A 20,471-nucleotide genomic window follows, 5' to 3' on the forward strand; every position below is an offset into this window, starting at 1 on the left:
AATCAATAGGATATCTTGTGATGCTCAAGGTTCACAGTAGCCATATATATTTTCACTCGGGTATAATAAATTCCATCACACAATGGGTCAGACAGCAGAAATGCTATCTGACCCGTTTTTTTGTGCATGTCGACTACGCGCCTACTAGTAAGAGGAGGATATTAATGAAGCATTTTGCAGAAAGTATGTACGACTATCATGTGTGGGCTAATGAGAGAACATTGAATCATCTATTGACACTGCCCGAAGGAGTATTACAGCAAGAAATACAAAGTGTATTTAAGACATTGCATGATGTGGTTTCGCATATTTGTTTGGTGGATGAGGTGTGGATGACTGCATTTTCAGGTGAATTTAGTGCAGAGATGAAAGTAGATTTCGAATCGAAAATAAGAGAGCTATCACAGCTTTCACTTGAAGAGCTCCAGCAGCGTTATGCGGACGTAGCTGTACAGTATCGTACTCATGTGGGAGCGCTACAAAATTTAGATGAGACTCGAGTGTATACTCATCCTGTGTTTCCAACATTGACAGCTACCTATGCCGAATTGATTATGCATGTGGTCAATCATGCAACGTATCACCGTGGAAATATAACAGCGATGCTTAGGCAGTTAGGGTATAAAGGTATTTCAACTGACTATGTGCACTATCTTGTTGAAAATAAATAATAAGTCGTTTATCCCGTACGATTGTTTGTCGCAGATGATTCAGCGTGATAAGCTAGGTTTATATGATGGTAAAAAGACAAGAGGTGGTTCACGATGACAGAACAAGCTCAACTAGGGCAGCAAATAGATTTTACACTTCCGGCATCGAACGGGGAGCAAGTGAGTTTGCAAGACTATCGCGGCAAAAAGGTCGTTATTTATTTTTACCCGAAAGATATGACACCTGGCTGCACGCAGGAATCTTGTGATTTCCGTGATTATCATGGTGACTTTGAGAAGTATAATACAGTTGTACTTGGCATTAGCCCTGATGATCTGAAATCTCACAACAAGTTTGTTGCGAAGCATGAATTGCCGTTCTTGCTGTTGTCGGATACGGAACAGACGGTAGCCGAACAGTTTGGCGTCTGGCAGTTGAAGAAAATGTACGGTCGCGAGTATTACGGTATCGTTCGTTCTACTTTCTTAGTAGATGAAGAAGGTAGACTTGTGCGTGAATGGCGCAATGTTAAAGTGAACGGACATACGCAGGATGTGCTAGAAGCGGTACAGGCAGCGCAACTGTAGGCGATCGACAGGTAGGAGAGGCTGTCTTTGAAGTAGTTTAATTACTGAGCGAGCATTCTATTTAAAATGATGAACAAGGTCGAGTTAGGGTTAGTTATAAGCCTGAACTCGGCTTTTTGTGTTGTTCAGCGGTTTGTAGTGTTTATTCGGTCGTACTATTTTCCAAGCTTGTCTCCAATCTTGCAAAAATGCATCTATTTTAAGCTGAAAACGAGCGGTGAAAAGAAATTGATGCGAAAGTGCAATCTTTATTAGCGAATGAAGGTTAATAAAGGTAAGGGAGGCTAAATAACTGCATAATCGCAGGCATTTGTCCACGACTTCTTAAAAAGGGAGCAAATTGATGCATAATCGCATCAATTTCTAAGGTATGAGCGTTGAGTCGGATACAAACTCAAATTCACATGGAAATTCAAATATAAGTTCCAACAGCCATAAGGGCGAATTAAACGTTGTGCGAGGAAGAAGATCTAGCAGCAGTGGAAGGTAGTAATGGCTTTCTTCTAACCGAGTTCACCTATTTTATAGGGTTCAGTCACTGATGAAAAAGACCATCTGTACATACAATTATTTACTGGAATAAAAAGGTTTTTGAAAATAACGGTGAAACTCTACTGCATTTACATTCATTTTCCGATAATTAATCAGTAGATACATAAAGAACAAGACATTTAGGGGGCCAACATGAATAAGTTTTCATCCGTAAAAGTGCGATTGATTGTCTCATTCGCATTTATTTTGCTTGCTCCAAGCATTTTGATTGGAGTAATTTCTTATAATAGTGCGAGTTCTATCGTAAAGCATGAAATGGAGCTTGCTATTGCTCAAAGTATTAAGCTGCTAAATGATCAGATTGATGCAGCGATTGACGAAAGTGATGCAAACATCAAATATTTATCCAAAATCATTAACGCTAAAGGTGATAACGGATCAGATCATTCACCTGTTCGTGAATTGTTGAATGATTTCCAAGAGCTTCATCCAAATTTGGCAAGTACATTTGTTGGGACGACGGACGGAGTTATGATCCAGTCTCCTAAAATGAAGCTACCTGAAAACTATGACCCGAGGAACAGCTTTTGGTATAAAGAATCGATGGCGAACAAAGGCAAAGTTGTTATTACAAATCCTCGTATGACGGATTCGACTAAAGAAATGGTCGTAACCATTGCACGCTCCTTGGAAGACGGTTCGGGAGCAGTTGCAATGAATTTAAAGCTTAAGCATTTAATGGATATTGCACAAGATGTGAAGATCGGCCATGAAGGCTATATTATTATGCTAAGTAAAGATAAGAAAATCATGGTGCACCCAACACGGCAGTTAGGATCGGATGTAAGTGAAGAATCTTGGGTTGATCCTATGTTTGCAGATAAGCAAGGTATGTTCACGTATGAGTTTGAGGGCGATTCCAAAGAAATGGGCTTCCTTACAAATGAAGCGACAGGCTGGAAAGTAGCAGGAACGATGTATTCTGAGGAGTATGGCAACACATCACAACCTATTTTGAACACAACGATGATTGTTATTGCCGTAGCTGTAGCACTTGGCACGGTTGTCGTCGTATATATTATTCGTTCTATTCTGATCCCACTTAATCGTCTAAGAGGCGTTGCTCAGGCTGTAAGTGGTGGCAATTTGCAGATGCGCCTAAATTCTTCATCCAAGGATGAGCTCGGCGAGTTGAGCCGTAGCTTTGATGCGATGACGGATTCATTGCGTTCCGTATTAAATGAAGTGTCAGACGCTTCGCTGCATTTGTCCTCTTCTTCTCAAGAGCTAGCAGCTGCTTCTGAGCAGTCTGCGCAAGCTTCGCAATATACGGCGGAAAGTATGACGGAGTTAGCTGCAGGATCAGAGCAGCAAGTAAGCCAGATGAATCAAGCGGATACGATTGTTGGAGAGTTGGCTGTAGGAGCGCGTCAAATTGCAAACAGTTCGCAATCTGTGGCAGAAGCGGCGACGCTTTCATCCGATGTAGTTGTGGAAGGAAGTCGCTTTATTAAGCAAGCGGTTGAACAAATGGAATCGATTAATAGCAGTGTAACTCAGCTAGGTCAATCGATGAGCGGATTAAGCGAGCAAGCGCGCAGTATTGATGATATTGTAACAGCTATAACTGGCATTGCTGGCCAAACCAACTTGTTGGCGCTAAATGCTTCGATCGAGGCAGCACGTGCGGGTGAGCACGGCAGAGGATTTGCAGTAGTAGCAAGCGAAGTTCGTAAATTAGCGGAGCAATCTTCCTTGATGGCTCAGCAAATAGCGGAGACGATTCAACATATACAAGCTGAAATGCTGAAGTCCGCACAAGATACAGAGAACAGTGCTGCTGAGGTTAAGCTTGGCATTAAAGTAATCCACGAAGCAGGATCTTCGTTCGAACGTATGGAGAGTGCGGTGCAAGTTGTAGCTACACAAATTCAAGAAGTATCGGCATCTTCCGAACAAATGGCTGCTGGTACGGATGAGATGAGTGGTTATATTAATGAAATGAAGGCTGTGACGGAACAAGCTGCGGATCATACGAAAGACGTATCGGCAACAGCCGAGGAGCAGTTGGCTTCCATGCAGCAAATTAGTTCGTCAGCTGAAGAGCTATCCCGCATGGCAGAGCGGTTAGGTGTTGTTATTTCAAAGTTCAAATTGTAATGATACAGTTCAATGTAATTGTGCTATAACAGGAATAAAGTTCTAATTAAGCTGTCCTTTGTCAGGTACTGACAAGGCAGCTTTTTTAGTTATAATGATCCATTTTTCAACAAAATTATCGTAAATTATGTCATTAAATTGATATGTCATTTATAATATTTATGGAACAAATTATCGTATAGCTACTATTTTAAGAGGAGAGCGGCGCGAGGTGAGTGCATGAGCAACTCGAAATAGGTGTCAAAGAGATTTACTGAGGGGAAAACTACTAGGTTGTTAGATGGTGACAAACTTCATCAAGTGGGGGACAACATGAAAATCAAATGGTCAGTACGTACACGTCTTATTTTGGCTTTTGCACTTATTTTGATCGTTCCAAGCTTGTCAATTGGTCTATTTTCCTATGATGCGGCTAAGTTTATCGTACAGGAAGAGATTGTTGATGCAGCTACAGAAAATGTTATGCTCTTGAATGATAAAGTCACAACGATGATTGTGGATGGAAAGAGCGATGTTCAATTTTTGGCAGGAATTGTTCAGGCAACTGGGGATAAGGGAGAAGAGGGATCTCCTACTAGAAAGCTAGTTACTCATTATCAGGCGCAAAATCCTGAGCTTGTTAGTACATATGTAGGAACGAAAGATGGTGCAATGATTCAATCTCCTAAGTTTAAAATGGCTGCAGACTATGATCCGAGGAAGCGGGATTGGTATAAGCAAGCGATGGAGAATAAGGGAGAAGTAATCGTATCTGCGCCTTACTATACGGCTTCAACAGGGGCAGAAGTAGTCTCCATATCACGGACGATTGACGATGGCTCAGGTGTTGTGTCGATGAATTTGAATTTAAAAGGCATCTTAGAGATGACGAAAAATATTAAGATTGGTGAGCAAGGTTATACAATCATCATGGATGAAACGCGCAAGTATGTAGCGCATCCAACTGAAAAATTAGGCGTTGAATCTAAGGCGGATTGGATAGATGAGCTGTATAGCAAAGAATCGGGTACGATCAGCTATACATTTGAGGGAGAACCTAAAGCATTAGTATTTACAACTAACAAGACGACTGGTTGGAAAATAATCGGAACGATGTACACGAAGGAGTTTGAGCAGACTTCGGCTCCTATTTTTAAGAGTGCCGTAATTGTTATCGCTATCTCTTTGCTAATTGGTTCACTGGTTGTTTTCTTGATTGTTCGTTCTATTACGAACCCATTGCAGCGTCTTATGAACTCTGCGCAGTTGATTAGTGCGGGGGATTTGACTGTGCGGATTCATTCCAAATCGAATGATGAATTCGGTAAGTTAAGTAACAGTTTTGATGCGATGACCGAGTCGCTTCGCAGCGTGCTCCATGAAGTGTCCGACACATCGATGCATTTGGCCTCCTCTTCGCAGGAGCTTGCGGCTGCTTCTGAGCAATCCGCGCAAGCTGCTCAGTATACAGCTGACAGCATGGGGCAGTTGGCTGAAGGGTCGGACAGCCAAGTAGCGAGCATGGATGCTGCGGAGATGATTGTAGAGGAAATTACAGTTGGGGCGAGGCAGATTGCTAGTAGTTCTAGTACGGTTAGCGAAGCAGCTATGCAATCGTCAGAAGTGGTTGGCAGCGGCAATCATTCCATCCAGCGAGCGATTAAACAAATGGAGTCGATCAATAGCAGTGTAGGTGAGCTAGGTCAGTCGATGCGAGGTTTAAGAGAGCAAGCACGGAGCATTGACGATATCGTTAAGGCCATTACAGCGATTGCGGGCCAGACGAATTTGTTGGCATTGAATGCTTCTATTGAAGCAGCACGGGCTGGTGAGCATGGCAAAGGATTTGCTGTTGTAGCAAGTGAAGTGCGCAAGCTCGCTGAGCAGTCTTCTGCGATGGCGCAACAGATTGCGGAGACGATTCAGCATATTCAAGCTGAGATGGAGAAGTCGGCATCTAGTTCTGAGCAGAGTGCAGTAGAGGTTGCGCGAGGTATTGATGTTATTCATGAAGCGGGCATGGCATTCGGAGAAATTGAGCAAGCGGCTCAGATCGTGGCGACACAGATTCAAGAAGTGTCTGCGGCTGCTCAGCAGATGTCTGCGAGCACAGAAGTGATGGCGAGCAATATGCAGTCTATTAAGGCCGTCACTGTACAAATGGCAGACGGTACACAAAGTGTATCTGCGACGACAGAAGAGCAACTGGCTTCCATGCAGGAAATTAGCAACTCAGCAGAGGAATTGTCCAGCATGGCAGAGCGTCTAGAGTCTTTAATTGCAAGGTTTAAGGTGTAGGTTAGTTTATGCAAACAAGTAGCCTATTTAAATAGAATCATTCGTAATAGGAAAGAGCCCAGTGAATCTCAATGGGCTCTTTTCCCTGTTAATATTTATGCATGTATTTTTAGGCCCGAAATGCCGATATGTAAGGGAGATAGGATACACATTTTGTGACAAGGTGGGAACAATATGAAGTGGAAATTATCCGTGCGGGCGCGTCTTATTTTAGCGTTTGTATTGATATTGTTAGTGCCGAGTTTGTCGATTGGCATGTTTTCATACGATACGGCTAAAGGTATCGTACAAGAAGAAATATACTCTGCAACCGAAGCTAGTGTCATGCTGTTGGATGATAAAATAAGCGGGATGGTTTCCGACAGCAAAAGCAATGTCGAGTTTTTGGCTGGATCTGTACTGGATTTAGTAGAGAAGGGTCAAGATCATTCGGAAATCTTTGATCTGTTAAATCGATTCCAGTTTACTCATCCTGAACTAGCTTCTACGTATATAGGTACGAAGGAAGGTGCCATGATTCAGGCACCGAAATTTAAGACAGACTTAGGCTTTGATCCAAGGAAACGTGAGTGGTATACACTAGCGTTGGATAAGAAGGGGGATGTCGTTACTACTCCTCCATATCGTGACGCATTAACAGGCAAAGAAGTAGTTACCATTTCTCGTGCTATCGATAACGGTAATGGTGTTGTTGCCGTAGATCTAGATTTGAAGAAACTGATGGCGATGACGAATCAAGTAAAAGTCGGAACGAATGGATATATCATCATCCTCGATCAGACTGGCAAATATGTTGTGCATCCAACGCTGCCACTAGGAAGCGAAGCTAAGGAAGTATGGATGGACGAAGTGTACGGTCAAATTTCTGGACGCCATCATTATATGCTGAACGGCGAATCAAAAGATATGGCGTATACGACGAATGAAGAGACAGGTTGGAAAATTGCAGGTATGATGCTCACCGAGGAGTATGGAGAGGCGTCACAGCCTATTTTCCGAACGACATTTATTATTGTAACCGCTGCGGTCATTATTGGTGCTGTCGTTATCTTCTTTATAATTCGTTCTATTTTCAACCCATTGCAAAGATTAATGAGAGCTGCCAATCGAGTGAGCAAAGGCGACTTGACTGTGAAAATTGACTCTCGCTCGAACGATGAATTCGGTAAACTAAGCTATAGCTTTGATACGATGACGAATTCATTGCGTGGTGTTATCAATGAAGTAACAGATACTTCGATGCACTTGTCTTCCTCTTCACAAGAACTTGCGGCTGCTTCTGAGCAATCGGCTCAAGCATCTCAATATACAGCGGAGAGCATGAACCAACTGGCAGTAGGTTCAGAAACGCAAGTATCGAATATGAATGAAGCAGAAGGCATTGTTCAAGAGATTACAGTGGGTGCAAAACAAATTGCTGGCGGCTCACAGACGGTTAGTCATGCAGCACTTGAATCGTCTGATATGGTAGAAGAGGGGAATCGCTCGATTCAGCGAGCGATCCAGCAGATGGAGTCCATTAATAGCAGTGTGAGCGGCATGGGACAATCGATGAAAGATCTCAGCGGGCAAACGCAAAAGATCAATGATATCGTTAAAGCCATTACAGGGATCGCTGAACAAACCAATTTGTTGGCCCTTAATGCTTCCATCGAGGCAGCTCGTGCTGGTGAGCATGGCAGAGGCTTTGCAGTGGTTGCAAGTGAGGTACGTAAGCTGGCTGAGCAATCTTCGACGATGGCGAAGGAAATTGCAGAGACGATTAAGCATATTCAGTCTGAAATGCAGAAGTCGGTTCGCAATTCAGAGCAAAGCGTATCAGAGGTATCCCTTGGTATTGAAGTCATGCACGAAGCAGGAGCTGCGTTTGAACGTATTGAGCAAGCTGTGCAAATTGTAGCGACACAAATCCAAGAAGTATCCGCTTCGGCTCAACAAATGTCTGTAGGCACAGAAGAAATGTCCGGCTACATGCAAGAAGTGAAGTCTGTCACGCTCAAAATGGCAGAAGGTACGCAAACGGTATCTGCTACAACGGAAGAGCAGTTGGCTTCCATGCAGGAAATTAGCAATTCAGCGGAAGAATTGTCTCGCATGGCTGAGCGTCTTGAGGAAAGTATTTCGAAGTTCAAGCTATAACGATGACCATGCATAGCCTGATAGATGGCTAGCTACCAACGGAATGCTAGTTGCTTTTGGCGGCTCAGTTCACCTGCTGCGTTATCCTTGTTATAATAGAAGGAGAAACCGAGGTGAATAGGATGGCTAAGAAAAGAAAACAGCAACCAACGCCTTCTTCCAACCTATCCGCGGATAAGCCAGCTACGTTGAAAGACTTATTGAGTGCGGATGTGCTAAGCAAACTGAAGGCGCAAAGCGAAGATTTGAAGACAGCTGAAGCTGAACGCAAAGAAGTGGAGCGCAAGAAGGAAGAAGAAGCACGCAAGGCGGAACAGAAACGTCTTGATAATGATTTTGAGTATTTATTGAACAACGACAAAATGGATTGGCGTAAATATAAATCTTAATTCATTTACGCTTCACTAACGTAAACAATGGATAGAGTTATCAGTGGCAGCAAGCCCTGATGATGCGCTATCCATTGTTTTTTATTTGCTCATTTTAGCGTAGGTTACTTCAATGCTTGAAAATTTGTCCATATAAATTGGTTCGATTTTCATATTTTTATGTGGCAAATACCTAAATTAGGATATATAATGTGTTTTACATAAAAACATTTGTACATACATGGAGGACATTATGGAGAAGTTAGGACAATTTGTAGGAAAAACATTTGCGGTCTGGGTGATGATCGCAGCATGCTTAGCATTTATCTGGCCAGACTTATTTAAATGGATTGGTGCATACATTACGCCTCTGCTCGGTATTATTATGTTCGGTATGGGGCTAACGGTATCCTTAGGAGATTTCAAAGAGGTGCTCCGCCGTCCTGTAGCCGTTATCATTGGAGTTGCTGGGCAGTTTCTTATTATGCCGGCACTTGCTTTCTTACTTGCGAAGGGACTTCAGCTTCCGCCGGAAATCGCAGTAGGTGTTATTCTCGTTGGCTGCTGCCCTGGAGGTACCGCATCCAATGTTATGACGTATATGGCAAAAGGAGATGTGCCGTTATCCGTAACCGTTACATCGATTACGACCGTATTAGCTCCTATCGTCACACCAGCACTTATTTTATTTTTAGCTAGTGAATGGGTTCCTGTTCATGCATCAGCATTGTTATGGTCTATCGTACAGATCGTCATTATCCCAATCATACTCGGTATTATTTTTAAAACATTGCTTAAGAAGCCTGCACAAGTAGGAATTAAGGCTTTGCCGCTAGTTTCCACAGTAGCAATCGTAGCAATCGTAGCTGCTGTAGTAGCAGGCAGTCAGCAGAAGATAGCAGAGACAGGGCTCGTTATTTTTGCTGTTGTTATTCTTCACAATTGTTTAGGGCTTCTGATGGGTTACTTGTTTGCGAAGCTGCTTAAGCTGGATCTTGCAGCATGTAAAGCCGTTTCGATCGAAGTTGGTATGCAAAATTCAGGTCTAGGTGCAGCCATAGCAACAGCTCATTTCTCACCACTCGCTGCTGTGCCAAGTGCGATCTTTAGCGTGTGGCACAATATATCTGGCCCGATCGTAGCAATGATTTATAGTCGAATGAAGTCTAAGTCGGAGATGAAGGAATAGAACGATAAGTCGATCCATTTTAAAATAGGGGTGTACAAGGCATGGTACAGATTCGCAGTATGAATGCAGCCGATGTAGACCAGGTTTCTCGCTTTATCGCGGCGTTAAATCAGATCGAAGAGTCACATATTGGCTATTGTGGCAAAGAGTATCAAGTGATTGCACATTCATTTATAGAGGATGTAACCGATGTTCCATACAATGAAGGTTTCGTACTCGCTTATGAGAATGATGAATTGATTGGCGTGCTGGGTTTCGATGCAGATCTAGAGCAACATTGCGCTGAAATATGGGGACCATTTGTGAAGGTAGACAAGTGGGAACATGTTGATAAGTTGTGGAGTCAAATGGTTGATCTGCTTCCTAAAGAAATCCACTCGCTAAGCTTATTTCCAAATAAAAAGAATGCACCTGTTATTCAACTAGCCGAATATTTTGATTTCTCTAAAGAAAGCGAACAAGCCATTCTTAAGTTTCAACGGGCGGATCGTTGCAAGTTAACAGAAGCAGGAGCTGTCGAATTAACAGAATCCTATTATACTGAAATGATTGAACTACATAATCGTGTATTTCCGAATACGTATTACAGCGGTCAACAAATTGTAGAGCGTGTAAATGAACATAGAAAAGTGTTCATCATTACAAATGGAGCGGAATTATCGGGGTATATTTATGTTGAAGCTGAACCAGAGTTTGGAGAAGCTAGCATCGAGTTTTTTGGAGTGACTGAATCCGAGCGAGGGAAAGGCATAGGCAATCGCTTATTGACGGCTGCACTAACTTGGTTGTTTGCTTTTGAAACGATTGAAGCGATTACGTTGTGTGTAAATGCCAACAATGATAAAGCTATTCCGTTGTACAAAAAGGTCGGTTTCCAGCATGTCCATGACTTATGTTTCTATTACAAAGAATGATGAACATCGTTTACTAAACAATAAAGGGATCTGCATCTTGGGGATGAACCATATGCAGATCCCTTTATTTTATCCATGAACTTAATTGTGCTGTTTACAAGCAGCTACCTTTTCATGTAAACGGTTATTCGCCCGCTATTTTAAATCCATAACGCTTGAAAATTTGTTGTGCCTCGGGCTGTTGCACATATGCCATCCATAGCTGTGCAGCTTCTACATTACGTGTTTGCTGAATGATACCAATCGGATAGACGACTGGATCATGATGCTTTGGACTTACAAAGTGAACGATTTTGGAGTTTTTCGCTACTAACGCATCCGTACGATAAACAAAGCCAGCGTCGACATTGCCGGTATCTACATAAGAGAGAACTTGGCGAACATCTTTTGTGAATACCGCTTTATTTTTAATGTCATTCCAAAAATGTAAGCGTTGTAACGTTTGTTCCGCATACATACCTGCGGAATCGGTCTCAGGAGCGCCGATCGCAATCCGCTCCATGTCGCTTGAAGTTAGCTTCTTCAAGCTTGACCAAGTTTGTTTGTTCGTTGTGTTTACGATAACAACAAGCTCATTGCTTAGTAAATGTTGCTGTTGGTCGGCAGTGACGAATCCTGACTTGATCAGACTGTTCATGTGCTTGCTGCTAGCAGGCATAAATATATCCGTTGCTGTGCCTTGTTCAATCTGGTTCTGTAAAGTTCCAGAAGCTCCGAAATTGAGCTGCACCTCTACATGCGGGTATTTTCGCTCGAAGTTATCTTGTATCTCTACTAGCACGGTTTGCAAGCTAGTATCTGCCGAGACGACTAATGTTCCTTGTGCAGGATCGTTCTCATTAGGCGGTGTTGAGGGTAACAGATTGCAGGAATGCAGCAATAACACAGGCAGTAATACATATGCGATTAGCGCGCGGACTTTGCTGCGCTTCAGAATCGATTCCTTCATTCGTTTATTTCCTCACTCATCCTTAATCATAGTAGATTCGAATTGATGCCCAAGCATATCCATTTTATTATAGAAGGATCGGTTCATACTTTCAATTTAAGAAGTATAGATGAAATGGAATTATTAAATATCCCTTGAAAATAAATACAAGCGGATCTTATTCTATTTATCTTAGAAACCGTCATGAATCATAGCAATCTATCATAAGCTGAACTACAGATTTAGATTGATGTCCATGCAAGGAAGTTGCCCCTACCCAATTAAAGTGCGCAACATTATTTTAGCTCTAACAGCTAGGTTCCTGATGTAACTGATAGAGAATATGTAAGCTTGCGGATTCTTAAATCCGATCAGATGTACTGCTGAAGGAGGATGCTAATGATGAAAGTGTTTGTGAGAAGGAGTCCACACGCACGAAGAAAGAGATGGTCCAATATAGTAAGCAAAATGCTGGTGCTAGTGTTAACAGTCGTCTTCTTATTTGGGACAGGGCTTGATCCTATTGATGCCAATAAAGCAGGGGGAAGCAGGCTTCAATCGTGGATGGAGCACATGGGTGATACTAGAGACGCTAAGGATTTGCTGGACAAGCAATTCCATCTAAGTGAGCAAGAATCTGCACCAATACCTACTCGTTCTATCACTAATGAATTTGCTAATCCAGCTATTGCTGTTAAGGAATCTGTTCCATCTTCTAGCAAAGTTGTCTATTTAACATTTGATGACGGTCCTAGTAAGCATACCGCTGATGTGTTGGATATATTGAAGCGTGAAAAGGTAAAAGCCACATTTTTCGTGCTGGGTAAGCAAGTAAAGGAGAATCCAGAGCTGTTGAAGCGGATTGATGCAGAAGGTCATGCGATTGGGAATCACTCCTATAATCATGCATATAAAAAGCTGTACAGCGACTTCCGGAATTTTTGGCAGCAAATCCGAGATACGGGACAAGCGATCAAAGAGGTAGTTGGCTATGAGCCGCGCCTTGTACGTGCTCCAGGAGGAACATATTTGAATTTTGATAAACAGTATTTTGAACTGTTAAGTCAAGCTGGTTATATCGTACATGATTGGCATGTGGATAGTGGGGATTCCAAGCGGGCAAATGTACCAAAAAGCGAGATTATGAAGTCGATCCGAGCTGGTGCTAGATTGCCACATACGGTTGTGCTTATGCATGATAGTGCAGGGCATGGTGAGACGGTTAAGGCGCTGCCAGATATTATTAACTTTTATCGTGATAAAGGCTATACCTTTGAGATCATGACTTCAGACTTAGAGCCCGTGCAATTTAAAGTAGCGACACGCAAGCGTTGGGAACGTAAGGCTGTTTCACAGGCCTGGATTGACCAGCACGTAAAGGCAGTAGATGTACGAGGTGAGAAGCAGCCAGAACGCCAAGGTGAACAACGTCCAGAGAAGCGACCGGAAAAACAGCCACAAAAACATTTCGACAATCAAAAAGAAAGCTCGATGCGTTTTAAGGCAACAACAGAAGTAGGAATGCTCAATTTGCAGCCGGGACAGTACAAACGTATCCAACAAAATACGTATATTCCTGCGCGTATATTGACTACCCATTTAGATGGAGAAATTATCATCAACGATCATTCGAGCCCAATTGAGCTTCATTTTAAACAAGGAACCATTACTGTTAATCGGACGACAGGTGATGCTGTTTGGCAGGTTGGTAAGAATGAACGTGAGCGCTTAACTTGGAAAGGGATCGAAGAAAGTGGGGTGCTGTGGATACCGCTTCGTCCAGTGCTAGATACAATAACCATTCCATTGTTAAAGCATGAGTTTATTCCTCTAGAATTGGGGAAGATCGATGCTTAACTATAATGTAGTAGTAATGGATTTATTGAAACTTGATTACGCATAAATACGTGCCAATGTAAAACCTTCTATTTCACAAACAAGGGACACTAACTGATAGAGATGCTTAAAAATAGGCATCTTGTTCTAAGGCTGTGTTTCCTCGTGAGGTAGAAGGTTTTTTTGTTATTTTCATGCTCTAGTCTAGCTGTCTATTTGTTTACAAATCATAGAATTGGGCGAGACTGAGACTAGTAAGCTAGTAGGCGATGTTACATCAATATCTAGTGTTGTGCGACAAGCATGTAAGGGATGGAGGTATCACTGCAATGATAGATTGTTATGAAAATATAAAGGACAAGCCGGATTGGACGTCGAGCTTTGTGCAGCATGATTTTCCACAGTTGCTGGAACAGCTTCAGCAGATTGTAGTTGGCAAGCCAGAGGTATTTCGACTTGCTTGCATTACGATGCTGTGCGGCGGTCATTTGCTGCTGGAAGGTGCCCCAGGTGTAGGGAAGACTCTGTTTGCGCGTACGTTAGCGCAAGTCACTGCCGCCGATTATCGTCGTTTACAGATGACGCCTGATATGCTGCCAGCTGATGTAACAGGGAGTATGGTATTTGATCCAAAGGGAGGCGAACTGCGTTACAGCGGAAGTCCATTGGATGCACATATTGTGCTTGCGGATGAGTTGAATCGAGCATCGACGCGTACACAGGCAGCTTTGCTGGAGGCGATGGAGGAAGGGACGATTTCGGTTGATGGGATTACACGTAAACTGCCAGAGCCATTTATGCTTATCGCGACTCAAAATCCGTTATCGTTTGAAGGTACGTACCGTTTGCTAGAAGCAGAGCTGGATCGCTTTCTGATGAGATTAACGATTGAATATCCAGATCCAGAAATGGAATCGGATATGCTTATTCAGCAGTTGGCTTACGAAGGCTACACTCGAAAAGTGCGTGCTGTCTTAACGCCAGAGGAGTGGCTTTTAATACGAAAGCGGATTCGCAAGCAGCATGTGGATGCGGCCATTTGTCGCTATATCGTAGAGTTGGTACAGGCGACGCGAAGCCACGCCGACGTACGTCTTGGTGTTAGTCCGCGCGGCTCAGCAGCATTGCTGCGAGCGAGCCAAGCGGAAGCGTTTCTGCACGGCCGGGACTATGTTATACCTGCGGACGTGCAGGCCGTGGCGGTGCCGGTGCTGGCGCATCGGCTGCAGCTCCGTGGTGGGGAGGATGCCGCTGAGCGGCAGGCGTCCATAATCCAGGAACTGCTGCTGAGCGCACCGGTGCCGACATTCGGCCATAAGCTGCCGCGCACGCATGCGAGTGCGGGCGGTAGCGGCAGTCAAGGGGGCCGCAAGGCGCGCAGAGCAGCTAAGCTGCTCCGACGCCCGGCCTATGCAGGCAGCAGCGTGCCTGAGCAGCTGCCTGCTATGCTGCGCAAGCAGCGCCGAGCCAACCACTCGTGGCTCGGGGGTCTGTTCCGATGAAGCCGCCGCTATTGCAGCCGTGCCCGAAGGGGCAACTTCATCATAAGCAGTTCCACCTGAAGCGTGCGAACCCGCAGCTTCACCACGAGCAGCTTCGCGTAGAGCATACGAAGCCGCAGCCGCTTGAGGCAAGCGGAACAGACCTTGGCGCTGCATGGCTGCGCCCAACGGCAGCCGGACTGCTAGCGCTAGTCCTGCTCGCATGGGGCATAGCTGAGCGACATGGAGCGCTCAGCTTCATGGGCTCCGCGCTGCTCGGCTATTGGCTCTTCGCCGCGTGGAGCTGCCTGACCGCACCGCTGCGGCTTATTCGCACAGCCACAACGCGGTGCGGTCACAAGATCGGTCCTGTCGAGACAGAGCTCGTCTGGACAACAACTATACATTCGCGGTCACGCCTGCCGCGAATGTGGCTGCAAGTCACAGAAGTGTGGCTGCGGGTAGACGAGCAAGGTGAGGTGCTGGAGCAGTTGTCCTGCACCCGCATGCTCTACCCAGGCAGCCAGCGCCGCCTTATCTGTAAGATGAGCTTGCCTGCCGTGACACTAGGCATGTATCGCCATGGAGGCACGCATATCGTAACAGGCGATTTGCTTGGATGGTGGCGCAGAGGGCGGTTCATCCAACCCTTAGAACAGGCGTTAGTTTTACAACATTGCCAGCATGCTGACGCTGCATTACAACCACATGCAGTCGGACACAAGGCAATAGATCCAAGTCACGCGATTGTCGTTCCTTCTGCTGTTCGATGGATTAACGATGACGGCTTGCAGCAACTGCTTATGCAAATGTTACGGGCAGAAACGATGTCCAAGGGAGCAGATGGTACGGAGGCTTATATGGAATCTATAGATAATTTGAAGCCGCGGCATACATCTCAAGCGATGATAGCCTCGATGGAGCTTCGTCCCTATCAGAAGGGGGATGCTTGGCGTTCCATTCAGTGGCGAAACTATGCAAAAAATCGCCAGTTAGTTGTTCGCCCTCATCAAGCTATGGATGAGACAGAGATGATTATATTGTTCGATGATTGTTCAGTACGAGGGAATCCGTTGAGTAAGGAACCCTTTGCAGCGTTAATTGACACAACACTAGAGTGGGTATGGAGACTACAAAAGAGCGGCTATCGTGGACCAATACAGCTATTTCGAACATGCACAGAAACATGGGTTCGTGGCTATGAATCGGTCATCGTTCATCTTGCAGCAGGTAGGAGGCTAGGGGAGGAAGGCACGGGCGTAGGAAGTACAGTTCAGTCATCATTAGCAGCGCATCGCTTTTTTTCTACTCAGGCGTCAGTAATCGTTATTAGTCCTTATGAAGCGTCCTCTCGTTTAGCATCGATTCAGTCTGACTATCAAATATCCAGCATTTCGTGTTGGATTCAAGCCTCGATCCAGCAGAAGATACTTACACTGGATCAGGCGCCGAATTTGGACATGCAGACAGACGCTGCGGCCCAGCAGCTGTCAGAACGAATACGGATGGGAGATCCCTTGAATAAACATGCGGGAGGAAACGGCGATGTTTCTTTTCACAACTGAACGACAACGGTTATCGCCTCTCGCAAATGGAGAGCGGAGTGGACAGATAGCCATAGAAGCAATCGATGTATCTACAAGCCGGAGTGCTCCCTTCAATGGCGGCATGCAGGCTACTCGATTAAGTGACAAACGTACTACATCACTAATTCATTGGTGGAGTTGGCTAGGCTGCAACTTGCTGTTGATGGGATTGTTTGTAGAATGGCTCCTTCCTTTCTATCAATCAACCTATTTAAGTATGTCCATTCATTTAAGCACATGGCTCATACCTATGGGTGCTGCTCTGATGATCGGTCTATGCTGTTCTTCCAAATGGTTGCGGGGTGGGCTTGTTTGCTTAACCGTTCTATTCGTCAGTGCATGGGCAAGTTTAGGAGAAGAAACGTGGCTAACAAATGTACTTTCCATGCCACGACAGCTCGTGGTGACGATTCATTCTTGGGCTATAGATGTAGAAGGGATGGCCATGTATTTCATAACAGGAGAGCACTTTCGCTATTCAGATGCAGGTGAGATGGCAGTAATTTTGGTGTTTATTATGCTGTTAAGCTTGCTCGTCCAGTCGTTGATGACTTCTTCTTATTCGGTCAGTTTGTTCAGTACCGCGACCATCGTATATTTGCTGCTGATGGAAAAAATCATGGGACTCGACACAGGCGATGGACTTGTTCGAGCATTCATTTGGACGATGATTGCTATCTCATGGCTGCAATTGCAGCGCCAGCGTGAGGGAAGCGATCAGAGCACAGCGTCATGGCCTGCTCGTTGGTGGCTGGCAACGATATCACTGGCTGTTGTGTTAGTAGTGGCTTACACACTATGGGCGATGACCTTTACTAGTAGAAGCCCTGTTGTATGGCCTGCCCTTGAGGCATGGGTGCAAGAAAAGTTCGAGAAGCTGATAGACAATGATGATCGAATGCAAGCTCAGGCAAACAAAGACGGCCGCCCTATCGCTTCGGTTGGCATGACAGGATACGGACAGGATGATCGTCAGCTTGGTATGCCAATTCGGCTGAACAAAGCAGTGTTGTTTCGTGCAACGACCCCGTACCCGACTTATTGGCGAGCTGAATCTAAGCGAATATATACGGGACAAGGCTGGGATGCTCTCGATGATAGGGAGCAAGAAGAAATGATTCAATTGGTTTCGTCGAATAACAGCAGTTCATCTAACTTCATGGCAGATGCATGGACAGAACCATTTGAACAGCATGTACGGTTTGAACAAATTCCTGCAGGCATGCCTGTACTGCATGGTGGACGGCTCATTCAAGTGAATCGGGAACCAGTCAACATAAGCGATACTAAAGTGATGGATTACACCGTCAAAGTAAGTCATTTTATTGGAACACCAGCGTTGTTTGCTGGATTAATAGATGCGGATGATCCAGAACAATTGCAGCGAAAATATACAGAACTGCCTGCGCACTTGCCGAGTAGAATTGAGGAACTTACAGCAAAACTGATGGTAGGTGCCTCTAACCGATATGAACGAGTGCAGCGTGTTCAACGCTACTTGTTGGAGAATTACGTCTATACAACGGAAGCCACATCTGTTCCAGAAGAGGAAGCTGATTTTGTTGACCATTTCTTGTTTGAGCAGAGGCAAGGCTACTGTGTACATTTCTCCACTGCGATGGCAGTTATGCTGCGGACACAAGGCATTCCTACTCGATGGGTCAAAGGTTTTGCACCAGGAGAGCAAGAAGCAGATGGCACCTATACGGTACGTCATTCAGACGCACATGCATGGGTGGAAGTTTTCATACCTGAAGTGGGTTGGGTACCATTCGATCCAACACCTGCGAGAGGTATCGTTCAGGATGTGGAGCAGGCTGTGGCGGTTCCTGCAAGAGCAGATGTTATACAAGGTGAAAATGCATCGTACGAGCTGAATGCGCAGTTGTACAATAGAGCGCTCGGAGGTACTGCAATGACAGTAGATTCTATACTAACACATATTCAAAAGTGGCTAAATCCGATATGGGAATCCACTTTTTCAGCGATGAAAGCGGGCGGAGAGAAGCTGCTCATGAATACTACTGCTTTATGGCAACAGCTGTTGGCGGAGCTTGAAGCTTGGCAGCATCAAGCATTTTGGACAGATTGGCTAGCAACAATAATTACGTTTTTGCAAGGAAATAGCTGGGGACGACTATGGGGCGCTTATCCGATATCTGTGAGCATCGCAGCAGTTGTGCTGCTGATTGCGATAGGAGGTTTAGCCCGATGGCTTACGGTAAGTATTTCGCGAAAATCCCCACTTTGGACGCTGCGCTTCTTGCTGCGCAAACAGCAGCGAAACTACAGCAGAAGTCGTGCACTGCGTATAGGTGAGCTGGCTTGGTCTATCATGCAAAGCCGATTAGGTGAACGGGCGCCTAGTATGACATTGGAGTGTTATGTACAGGCGGGGTGTGAGAAACTGGGCAATAAGCTTACGCACAGTGAGCGTGATGCATTAAAACGCTTTATCTCATGCAGCAATGAAATGTTGTATGCGGCCGTAGATAAGCGTCTGAATCACCATGATGAACTAGGGCGTATTTGCTCTGAATTATTTCCTACTAAAAAGCGGAGAGTAGCAGACTTTTAATGGTGTCTGCTACTCTTTTCTAATGATGGGAAGCCCAAATAGGCTGCTTGCATTTTATGTATTCACCCGATATATACTGGAGCGATGAATCATGCGAAACGGCAGTTCATGATGTTCAGGCGGATCATCTGGATGGTCGAGTTGATACTTGAACAGTTCAAAAGCTTTCCGTCCGATATCATAACTTGAAAGATCAAACGTAGTCAGGCCGAGCACTTTGGCAATTGGCAAGTTATCGAACCCGATAATAGAAAAGGACTGTATGTCTGCTTCGCTGTGGTTACGCAGTTCCAACATCATGCCGGCTGCTGACTGATCACCTGCAACGAGCAGTGCAGTTGGACGTTCTTCCATTTGCAACAATGTACGTATAACCTCTGCGCCATCTTCAACATTGTAACAATGGTGGAATCCCCATTCAGGACGAAATGGTTCGCCAAGTTGCTGTAGTGCTTCGCGATAAGCAAGTAAGCGTTTGTCGCTGTTGTAGCTATCAGGGCGACCTAAACAGTACCCTATCCGTTCATGCCCATAATCCATGAGAACATCCAGCGCATGCTTCATTGTCTGGTAGTGGTCCATATAAATACTCGAAAAACTTGGTACTTCTGTATATTCGCAAGCAACGATAGGGCCGTATGTTTTATAGGGTTCGATATCATGCCAAAAAGATTGACGTGAGCAAATAATAACGCCATCTACCAATTTATCGCGCAGCAACTGAAGAGCACGCTCTTCTTCACTTATATTGTAGTCGGTTTGGCACAGGATAATCCGATATTGATGCTGTAATGCTTCATAAGCAATCCCGTCGACAAGTCCAGAGAAGTAAGGGTGATTTGCAAAAGGAAGCATAACCGCGACCATGAAAGTTCGTCCTTTCGCCAAATGAATAGCATTTCGGTTCGGGGTATATTGCAATTGATCCATCGCTTCTATGACTGCTTGGCGCTTGTCCTCTCGCACATAGGGATGGCCATTAAGTACACGTGATACCGTCGTCACCGAAACACCTGCTTCTTTTGCAATTTGACGAATGTTAGCCAATTCATTCACCTCTGCTATGTATCGTTAAACACTATACTACTTTTATGTTCGATGATTAATCTTTTACTCATTGTATACCAAGTACTGCTAACGCCTCAAATTATCATAGTATGAGTGTTTGTACATTGTGATCGCAACCATCGCTAAACATCGGTTTTTAAAAAAATATTATGAAAAACGCTTGCTCTGAAACGCGTTTCATCCTTTATCTTGAACATGTAAGACGAGAAGAGCGAGG

At 44.7% G+C, this 20,471-nt stretch carries 14 protein-coding genes; 12 read left to right on the top strand and 2 right to left on the bottom strand.

Going from position 1 to position 20,471, the window contains the following annotated elements:
- Positions 1-164: 164 nt before the first annotated feature.
- The 8 genes from IFO66_RS21295 (at position 165) to IFO66_RS21330 (ending at position 10,777) form a co-directional block, all read left to right on the top strand.
- Complete coding sequence (locus IFO66_RS21295) at positions 165-671, top strand: DinB family protein (RefSeq protein ID WP_192027049.1); 507 nt, start codon at positions 165-167, stop codon at positions 669-671.
- 93 nt (positions 672-764) lie between these two features.
- Positions 765-1,238 (top strand): thioredoxin-dependent thiol peroxidase, encoded by a 474-nt coding sequence (gene bcp / locus IFO66_RS21300; RefSeq protein ID WP_192027050.1) that lies wholly within the window; start codon positions 765-767, stop codon positions 1,236-1,238.
- 684 nt (positions 1,239-1,922) lie between these two features.
- A complete protein-coding gene (locus IFO66_RS21305; protein ID WP_192027051.1) occupies positions 1,923-3,890 on the top strand; it encodes a methyl-accepting chemotaxis protein in 1,968 nt (655 codons plus the stop codon).
- 312 nt (positions 3,891-4,202) lie between these two features.
- Complete coding sequence (locus IFO66_RS21310) at positions 4,203-6,167, top strand: methyl-accepting chemotaxis protein (RefSeq protein ID WP_192027052.1); 1,965 nt, start codon at positions 4,203-4,205, stop codon at positions 6,165-6,167.
- 174 nt (positions 6,168-6,341) lie between these two features.
- The gene (locus IFO66_RS21315) at positions 6,342-8,306 is read left to right on the top strand and encodes a methyl-accepting chemotaxis protein (RefSeq protein ID WP_192027053.1); all 1,965 of its coding nucleotides are present in this window, start codon (positions 6,342-6,344) and stop codon (positions 8,304-8,306) included.
- Positions 8,307-8,428: 122 nt separating this feature from the next.
- Entirely contained in the window at positions 8,429-8,695 is a 267-nt protein-coding gene (locus IFO66_RS21320; protein WP_192027054.1) for a YqkE family protein, read from the top strand.
- 220 nt (positions 8,696-8,915) lie between these two features.
- Positions 8,916-9,863, top strand: a complete 948-nt coding sequence (locus IFO66_RS21325) for a bile acid:sodium symporter family protein (protein ID WP_192027055.1) — start codon at positions 8,916-8,918, stop codon at positions 9,861-9,863.
- 41 nt (positions 9,864-9,904) lie between these two features.
- The gene (locus IFO66_RS21330; RefSeq protein WP_192027056.1) at positions 9,905-10,777 is read left to right on the top strand and encodes a GNAT family N-acetyltransferase; all 873 of its coding nucleotides are present in this window, start codon (positions 9,905-9,907) and stop codon (positions 10,775-10,777) included.
- 124 nt (positions 10,778-10,901) lie between these two features.
- On the opposite strand, the gene modA is transcribed toward IFO66_RS21330, so the two are convergent.
- The gene (gene modA / locus IFO66_RS21335; protein ID WP_192027057.1) at positions 10,902-11,726 is read right to left on the bottom strand and encodes a molybdate ABC transporter substrate-binding protein; all 825 of its coding nucleotides are present in this window, start codon (positions 11,724-11,726) and stop codon (positions 10,902-10,904) included.
- A 378-nt stretch (positions 11,727-12,104) separates the two neighbouring features.
- Between modA and IFO66_RS21340 the strand changes: the two genes are divergently transcribed.
- The 4 genes from IFO66_RS21340 to IFO66_RS21355 all read left to right on the top strand — a co-directional run bounded on the left by IFO66_RS21340 (position 12,105) and on the right by IFO66_RS21355 (position 19,186).
- Entirely contained in the window at positions 12,105-13,562 is a 1,458-nt protein-coding gene (locus IFO66_RS21340) for a polysaccharide deacetylase family protein (protein ID WP_225445964.1), read from the top strand.
- A gap of 308 nt (positions 13,563-13,870) precedes the next feature.
- On the top strand, positions 13,871-15,043 hold the full coding sequence (locus IFO66_RS21345; RefSeq protein WP_192027059.1) for an AAA family ATPase: 1,173 nt from the start codon (positions 13,871-13,873) through the stop codon (positions 15,041-15,043).
- On the top strand, positions 15,040-16,587 hold the full coding sequence (locus IFO66_RS21350; protein WP_192027060.1) for a DUF58 domain-containing protein: 1,548 nt from the start codon (positions 15,040-15,042) through the stop codon (positions 16,585-16,587). Before IFO66_RS21345 ends, IFO66_RS21350 begins: the two co-directional genes overlap by 4 nt.
- On the top strand, positions 16,568-19,186 hold the full coding sequence (locus IFO66_RS21355) for a transglutaminase-like domain-containing protein (RefSeq protein WP_192027061.1): 2,619 nt from the start codon (positions 16,568-16,570) through the stop codon (positions 19,184-19,186). Before IFO66_RS21350 ends, IFO66_RS21355 begins: the two co-directional genes overlap by 20 nt.
- 54 nt (positions 19,187-19,240) lie before the next feature.
- On the opposite strand, the gene IFO66_RS21360 is transcribed toward IFO66_RS21355, so the two are convergent.
- Positions 19,241-20,233 (bottom strand): LacI family DNA-binding transcriptional regulator, encoded by a 993-nt coding sequence (locus IFO66_RS21360; protein ID WP_192027062.1) that lies wholly within the window; start codon positions 20,231-20,233, stop codon positions 19,241-19,243.
- Between the last annotated feature and the right edge of the window lie 238 nt (positions 20,234-20,471).

It is taken from the genome of Paenibacillus arenosi (assembly GCF_014841135.1).
GTDB lineage: Bacteria > Bacillota > Bacilli > Paenibacillales > Paenibacillaceae > Paenibacillus_B > Paenibacillus_B arenosi.